We start from the raw sequence: 7,454 nt of genomic DNA on the forward strand, positions 1-7,454 counted from the left end.
ATGTACAATGAACCTATATAGGCAGGATAAAGGAGTTTTTATTGTGGCCAAAAAACAACTTGTTGATTTAGTAAATCGTCTAAAAAAAGCAGGGATTAATGTAAGCTTTACAAAACCAAGATCAAAAATGATCATTGCTTTTCCACAAAACAAAAGACTATCATCAAGTCCGAACTAACCATTAAACATATTCGAAATAAAGGAAAAAACGTTAAACAAGAAGACGTTTAACGTTTTTTCCTTTTTTTTAAATTTCTTTCATAATTTTTTTGTAAATTTCCTTTTCGTTAAACTCTTCACCCATTGGAAATCTCTTAATAAATTTATTGTTTTCATCAATTAAATAGACAAAGGTGCTATGAACATAGAATCCATCCCCAGGATCTCTGTACTGGAATTGAAAAGTGCCGGCTAATTCTCTAATTTCCTCTTGATCCGCTTTCATATTATTCTGGTCCCCTGTAAGGAGAATCCAATTTCCGTCATCTTCAATCTCAAAGGTTTTCATATAATTCTTCATTTTTTCTGGCGTGTCCCGATAAGGGTCAATTGAAATCGTCAAAAATTCGACATTTTTGCCAAAAACCCCAGCCTTTTCTAAATCCTTTTTCAAAAATTTCATTTTTTGCGTAGTCGTTGGACAAATATCAGGGCAGTGGGTATACATAAATTCGACCAGCTTCAGCTTTTTATTTGATTCCGAGAACGCATATTTTTCTTCGTGCATCGTTACAAGCGTAATGTCATCTGGAATCTTAGATGTCACATCTCGAATAATAAAAAAGGAAATTCCAGCCGAGATTCCTAAAATAACAATAATTCCACAAATAATATATAGTTTTTTCATTATTTCCCCTCCCTTAATAAGAATAATGAAAATGTGAGAAAAATCCTATGGATAATATGTGAACATAGATATAGAGTGGGAGGTTTTATTTTTAAAAATTGGAAAAGCCAAAGGAAATCGATTCCTTTGGCTTTTTAAGCGAGTTAATTATTTCATTGAAATCCAAACACTCTTCACTTCAGTGTAGTTATTTAATGCATAGGATCCCATTTCACGGCCGATTCCGGATTGCTTGTATCCGCCAAACGGAGAAGCTGCATCAAAGGCATTGTAGCAGTTTACCCAAACTGTACCTGCACGCAGTTTATTGGCAATATAATGTGCATTCGCGACATCACGAGTCCAAACACCTGCTGCCAGTCCGTATTCACTGCTATTCGCGCGATTAATTAATTCATCGAGATCATCATATGGAAGGGCAGAAATAACAGGTCCGAAAATCTCTTCCTTCGCAATTGTCATCTCATCACTAACATCAGCGAAAATGGTAGGGGAGACAAAGTAACCTTGTTCTTGTGGCTTTTCACCGCCAACAACAAGCTGGGCACCTTCATTTATGCCCTTTTCGATATAACCTAGTACACGATTTTGCTGTTCGATCGAGACAAGCGGACCAATCTCTGTATCAGCATGAATACCTGCACCTTGTTTAATATTTTTGGCATGGCTTGCCATATCTGCCACAACATTGTCAAAATGCTTCTTCTGTATAAATACGCGAGAACCAGCGCAGCAAACTTGACCTTGGTTAAACATAACCCCATTTAAAGCACCAGGGATGGCTTTTGATAAGTCCGCATCTGGAAGAATGATGTTAGGCGATTTTCCGCCTAGTTCAAGAGTGACTCTTTTTAACGTTTTTGAAGCTCTTTCCATAATCATTTTTCCAACTTCTGTGGAGCCGGTGAATGCAATTTTGTCAACTAGCGGATGATCAACAAGCGGCTGGCCTGCTGTTTCACCAAAACCTGCAACAATATTGACGACACCAGGAGGGAAGCCCGCTTCTTGAATTAATTCTGCTAAATATAATGCTGAAAGAGGCGTTTGTTCGGCTGGCTTAAGTACGATTGTACAGCCTGTAGCAAGTGCCGCTCCCATCTTCCACATTGCCATTAGAAGAGGGAAGTTCCATGGAATAATTTGTCCGACAACTCCCACAGCCTCATGACGAGTATAGTTGAAGAATGGACCATTTACTGGAATGGTTTGACCAACGATTTTCGTAGACCAGCCCGCATAGTAACGCATATGCTCAACAGCTAGCGGAATATCAGCATTAGTTGTTTCACGAATTGGTTTTCCGTTATCTAATGTTTCTAATTGTGCTAATTCAGCAGCATTTTCCTCCATTAAATCTGCTAGCTTATACATGAGTCTGCTTCTTTTTGCAGTTCCCATCTTAGACCATGGACCTTCATCAAAAGCCTTTCTAGCAGCTTTCACAGCAAGGTCGATATCTTCTGGACCAGCTTCGAATACGTTTGCAAGAACCTCCCCAGTGGCAGGATTATATGTTTCAAATGTTTTCTGAGACTTGCTTTCTACAAATTCTCCATTAATATACAAATGTTTTTTACCGCTTAAGAACTTTTCTACCTTCTCTAATAAATTGACTGTTAATTGGCTCATAAAACTCCTCCTTAGAATTGTAGTCTTATGTATTTCATGATGCCATGTTGAGTAGAATTCTTTCGCGAACACCTACAATACAATGGTAACAATTTAATAGTTTAATAATCAACTATAAACATTACAAATATTCTGACACCGTTCGACGAATGCTTACAAATTTTACTAAACAATGAATTGCGATCAATATTTAATGGTAATTTAGGGAATTTTTAGTATTTTTGTAGTAAAATTATAATGATTTTAATAGAAATAATCTCGTTTAACTAATAAGGATTGAAAAAGGTCGCTATTAAGGAGGGATGTTTATGCGGACCGAAAAGATCTTAGTTGTAGATGATGATCGTGATATTAGGGAGGTCTTGTATCTTTATTTAAATAATGAAGGCTATGATGTTACATTGGCAGATAACGGGGAAAAAGCACTGCTTCTTTTTGGGAGTAATAATTTTGACTTAATCTTATTGGATGTAATGATGCCGGTAGTAGATGGATTTGAAACATGCCAGTCATTACGGAAAAAATCAAATGTGCCTATTATATTTTTAAGTGCAAAAGAAGACGATATTGATAAAATCCTAGGCTTACGAATTGGTGGGGATGATTATATAACAAAACCGTTTAGCCCAGCAGTATTAGTTGCAAAAATTAAAGCGCAATTAAGAAGAATCAGACAAAATGATTTCGAAAGCAGCAACGAAAAGAAAAATCGGGAAAACGATATTCTTCAATTTCCCGACCTTACAATAGATATAGATCGACATGTGGTACAAAAATGTGGAGAAAAAATCTCACTGCCAGCAAAAGAATTTCAATTATTATGCCTATTAGCTAAGAATGCTGGAAGAGTTTATAGTGTGGAACAACTTTTTCAGCAAATATGGGGTGAAGACAGTCTTGGTGACAATCGTACGGTAATGGTACACGTTAGCAACTTGAGAAAAAAAATTGAACCTGACCCAGTAAAACCCATATATGTACAAACCGTAAGAGGAATAGGGTATAAATTTAACGATGACTTTGAATAGCTGAAGGATTATTTCTTAAAAACTCTTTTATGTCTGTGATTGAAACACCCATTGATTTAGCTTTGATGATAAGGGATAGCCATTCTTTATCCAGTTTTCCATGAATTGCTTTATCGGAAGCTATTGTACTACTATTTAAAGATTGCTCCATATTAACCTCCATTAACAGAATTGATATAGTAATTAGAATATATTAAATATTATAAGTACAGTATAAATTTACTTAAAGTTTTATTAAAGTTTTTAAAGGATGAGGAATATGTTGAATGTTTCTGGGTATAAAAAATTAATGCAAAAAGACAAAGACGAATTTGCCAAATATTATTTAGGTTATTCTTCTTTCAATGAAAATGATGTCATCATACAAAAGATCATGGAGCCTTCTTTTTACACGCAATATGATTTTGAATATTTTCAAAGAGAATTTGATTTACTATCCTTCATACACCATCCAAGCATTGTAGTACCAATACGGTTGGAGAAAAAAAACAATGAAATCCTACCCGTTTATGAACCGTTCGAAGGGGAGCTTTATAAAAAATTTGTATACACACAAAAGTACACTTTAAAAGATTTTTTTACCATAGCCATTCAATTTTGTGAAATCATTGAATATATTCACGATCAAGATTTGATGTTTCTTCATTTAAATCCATATAATTTCATCGTCAATATTGAAAAAGGACAACTATCGTTATTAGGTACTTTTAATTCGCTCTATCGTGGTAAAAGCATCATAACGGATCAAACAAATAAATTATTATCTTCATGGGAAATCGCCTATATTCCGCCAGAATTAACGGGAAGAATTAATATCCAAGCAGATTATCGGGCCAATTTGTACACTCTTGGGATTATTTTTTATGAGCTTCTGACAAAAAAGCTTCCCTTTGAAGACTCAGAGCTTTCAGAAACTATACATTCACATTTAGCCCGAATTCCTACTTCGCCTTCAGAAATTAATGCCGACATCCCAGAAATCCTTTCAAATATTATCTTGAAGCTATTGGAAAAATCACCTGATGAACGTTATCAGTCTGTAAATTCAGTAAAGAAGGACTTTGAATATTGCTATGATGAATTTGTCAAAACCGGTTGGGTAAAGAAGTTTCCTTTAAATTATCAAAATAAAGCTACTAAACAAATGAAAAATGTTCTGTTTGGCAGGGAAAAGGAATTAGAAAGTTTATATGAAGGATTAGCATGCGTCTTTGGTGGTTCCTCAAAGACTGCTCTTATATCAGGGCCATCTGGCAGCGGCAAAACTGGTTTAGTTCATTATTTGCATAATAATAACATGGAAAATAATTTTTTATTTTTAGAAGGAAAGTTTGACCAATTACTTAGGAATATTCCGTACGCCCCTATTATCCAAGCATTTAAAACTTGGGTTCGAATTATTTTATCAAAGGGAGAAAAAAATGTAACGATCTGGAAATCAAAAATTCTTCATGAACTTGGACCATATGTGAGTGCTTTATCCTTTCTTCTTCCTGAAATTGAATGGATTATTGGAAAACAGCCTGCAATTGAGAGGATGTCTTCATACGATAATCATAGTCATTATTTAATGATGTTTCAAAAATTGATTAATTTTATTTCAATTGAATGTCCACTTATCATTTTTATCGATGACCTTCAATGGTCTGATGCAGCATCATTAGAGTTAATTTGTTACTTAATCAATAATACGAGGGAAAATCGATTATTTTTGATTATTGCCTATAGAGATGGCATAGATTTGGAGGAAAACAATCAAGTAAACACAGCTTTAAAAGAAAGTATTCTTACGAATTTAAATGATAAAGTTGTTATTTCCCTCCAACCATTGTCAATAGCACAAATCACTCACTGGATCTCTATTCAATTTGATATTGATAGCCGGATAAGTACACAAATTTCTTCGATTATTTACAAAATAACAGCAGGAAATCCTTTTTTTATCACGCAAATTTTTCGAAGCTTAACGAAAGAAATGTTAGTATCAGCTGATGATGAAGCAATGGAACATATTCAGCTTACATTATTAAATGAGATCTCAATAAATGAGGATATTGTTAGCTTCATTATTAGCAGGATAAAAAAGCTACCCGAACATGATCAAAAATTACTGAAAGCAGCTTCTTGTTTAGGCAGAAAAGTGAATGGAGAACTAATATCTGAAATTTTGAAAATCGATAGTCAAAACATCAATCATTTACTTCAGGATGCTGTTACTAAAGGGTTTGTCGTACCTATAGTTGATAATCATTCAGAAGAAGATAATAATAAATTTTTATTTATCCATGACCGTGTGCAGCAAGCCCTTTATTCACTTCTTTCATTAGATGAGAAACAATATTTGCATTTAAAAATTGGTAAATATTTAAAAGAAAATCAACCTATCCATGTAAATAATGAGGATTTATTTGAAGCTGTGTCACACTTGAATATTTGCACTAAATTGTTATCGGAGGAAGAGCGGAAGGAGTTAGCAACTTTAAATGCTCGGGCGGGGAGAGAAGCAATAAAAGTGGCTGCGTTTCAGGCTGCATACAATTTCTATTATGAGGCAAAGGGGCTTTTACAGGAGAACTCATGGCAAGACAACTATTCCCTAACTTTTGAAATAATGAAAGGATTAGGGGAATCAGCCTATCTAAATAGTAATTTTAAGCTAGCTGAAAATACCTTTAAAGAAGTAATAGATAAAGCGAAGACAAAAGAAGAGAAAATTAAACTTTACAATAATATGATTATGTTATTTACCCATTTACATCGAGTAAATGAAGCTGTTGATGCGGGTTTGAAAGGGCTGCAGTTATTTAATTGGAACATTAAACCAAATCCAAGGAAAGCAGACATAGCTAAAGAGTTACTTCTTATTCAATTTGCACTTATTAACAAAAAACCAGCAACACTTCTCAACTTGCCACATATGAAAGAACCATCACAGAAACTTTTTATTGAAACATTAATTAATTTAAATGCCCCATCGTTTCATGTAAATCAGAATTTATCTACTTATTTAATGCTAAAGGCTTTTCATTTTACATTAAAAAATGGTCAAACGGATTTTACTTGCTTAGTATTTAATAATTATTCACTTATTCAAAGTGCTGGCTTTAATAATTTTTCTGATAGCTATGAATACGGCAACATTGCATTACAGCATGTAGAACGAGGAAATAAGATTAATTTGAAAGCAAGAGTTTATTTTGTTTTCGGCACATTTGTTAATCATTGGAGAAATCCATTGCGCGACAATCTTTCATACTTAAATGAAGCACAGCAGCTTAGTGTCGAATCAGGTAACATTCATTTAGCTGGTGCATCAAGTTCCTTTATCATTATAACTATGTTTATTCAAGGTAACAGCCTTAAGGAAGTATCGATGGGTGTTCAAAAACAGCTGGAATTCGTAAAAAGTATTAACTATCGAATATCAGTAGATTTTATTCATGAAATGAAGCATTGGCTTGAAGTACTATCGAATAGGGATGTAACCCCTAATTTTGATATGCCAATTACAAATAGCGATCAGTCTGCTGATATTATTCATTATACTTTAAGACTGCAAATGGCATTTTTATTAAAAGAAGAGGAGCAGGCAAGCAACTTACTTAAGATGTTGTCAAAACTAATAACAAAAACAAATGTTCTCGTTATAACACCTGAATATTATTTTTATCAAACATTATGGTTATGTCGTTTATATGAAAAGGCTACTAAGCTGGATAGAAAGATTTATATTCGAACAATAAAAAGAAATATACAAAAAATGAAAAAGTGGGCGGAAAATGCCCCTGTAAATTATCAACATAAATATCTGCTAATGAAGGCAGAACTAAATAAAGTATTGAATAAAAGCAAGGAAGTGATCACTGGCTATTATGAAAAAGCTGCCTTTTCAGCAGGTGAATCTGGATTTTTACAGGATGAAGCGATTATTTATGAATGTATGGGTG

5 protein-coding genes are annotated in these 7,454 nt (G+C 33.9%); 2 read left to right on the top strand and 3 right to left on the bottom strand.

Annotated elements, in window-relative coordinates; all coding sequences use genetic code 11:
• Positions 1-247: 247 nt before the first annotated feature.
• Together V7122_RS12190 and V7122_RS12195 are read right to left on the bottom strand one after the other, a co-directional pair.
• Positions 248-847 (bottom strand): SCO family protein, encoded by a 600-nt coding sequence (locus V7122_RS12190; protein WP_335345957.1) that lies wholly within the window; start codon positions 845-847, stop codon positions 248-250.
• A 147-nt stretch (positions 848-994) separates the two neighbouring features.
• On the bottom strand, positions 995-2,479 hold the full coding sequence (locus tag V7122_RS12195) for an aldehyde dehydrogenase family protein (RefSeq protein WP_335345956.1): 1,485 nt from the start codon (positions 2,477-2,479) through the stop codon (positions 995-997).
• Between the two features lie 308 nt (positions 2,480-2,787).
• On the opposite strand from V7122_RS12195, the gene V7122_RS12200 reads away from it, so the two are divergent.
• Positions 2,788-3,507, top strand: coding sequence for a response regulator transcription factor (locus V7122_RS12200; RefSeq protein WP_335345955.1), 720 nt, complete (start codon positions 2,788-2,790; stop codon positions 3,505-3,507).
• Here the strand turns inward: V7122_RS12200 and V7122_RS12205 are convergent.
• Complete coding sequence (locus tag V7122_RS12205) at positions 3,488-3,658, bottom strand: anti-repressor SinI family protein (RefSeq protein WP_335345954.1); 171 nt, start codon at positions 3,656-3,658, stop codon at positions 3,488-3,490. The two genes, V7122_RS12200 and V7122_RS12205, sit on opposite strands and share 20 nt — an antisense overlap.
• Positions 3,659-3,766: 108 nt before the next feature.
• On the opposite strand from V7122_RS12205, the gene V7122_RS12210 reads away from it, so the two are divergent.
• On the top strand, positions 3,767-7,454 hold a 3,688-nt coding region (locus tag V7122_RS12210), incomplete at its 3' end, for an AAA family ATPase (protein WP_335526968.1).

The organism is Bacillus sp. JJ1532 (genome assembly GCF_036965085.1).
Taxonomy (GTDB): Bacteria; Bacillota; Bacilli; order Bacillales; family Cytobacillaceae; genus Cytobacillus.